General features: G+C 63.7%; 1 protein-coding gene and 1 pseudogene. One reads left to right on the forward strand and one right to left on the reverse strand.

Annotated features, from left to right (window positions below; genetic code table 11):
- A pseudogene (locus tag JHD07_RS36365) lies at nt 1–291 on the forward strand (TetR/AcrR family transcriptional regulator); the annotation flags it as partial.
- A 9-nt stretch (nt 292–300) separates the two neighbouring features.
- Here the strand turns inward: JHD07_RS36365 and JHD07_RS36370 are convergent.
- Nucleotides 301–510, reverse strand: a 210-nt coding sequence (locus JHD07_RS36370) for an alkaline phosphatase (protein ID WP_291630960.1), incomplete at its 5' end; no start/stop codon positions are given.

Here is a 510-nt window from a genome sequence, read left to right on the forward strand (position 1 = left end):
GCCAGCATCTGCTATCAGGAGCGCTTGTTCGATCGCGAGGTCCGCGACCTGACCGCGCAATCGGTCCGGGGCTGGAATGCGCACTTCCGCGAGATTTTCGACAGCATCGCCGCGGTTTATCCGCCGCGCGAGCCGGTCGACCTCGACGATCTCGCCGAGATGATCTCGTGCGTGGTGGACGGCGCGATCATCATGTCGAAGACGCTCAACGACCCGAAGCGGCTGGAGCGGCAAATCCTGCTGTTCCGCAGCTGCGTGAAGCTGGTCTTCACGCCGCCGTCTTCCTCGTGAACCGATGCGTCATTGCTGCGCAGCCAATCCCAACGCGTCGACCATGACGCGGAATACTTCCGTGTTGTCCATCGAGCCGTGCACGCGCTCGCTGCCCGGTCCGCTCGCTGTCAGGATGACGTCCTCGCCGGAATGCACGCTGGCGCCGATCAGTGCCGAGAGATTGCCGGGACGCAGCACCGCGCCCGGGACGTCCTTGTATTTCTCGTTGGCCTTGTA

Source organism: Bradyrhizobium sp., from assembly GCF_016462955.1.
GTDB lineage: Bacteria > Pseudomonadota > Alphaproteobacteria > Rhizobiales > Xanthobacteraceae > Bradyrhizobium.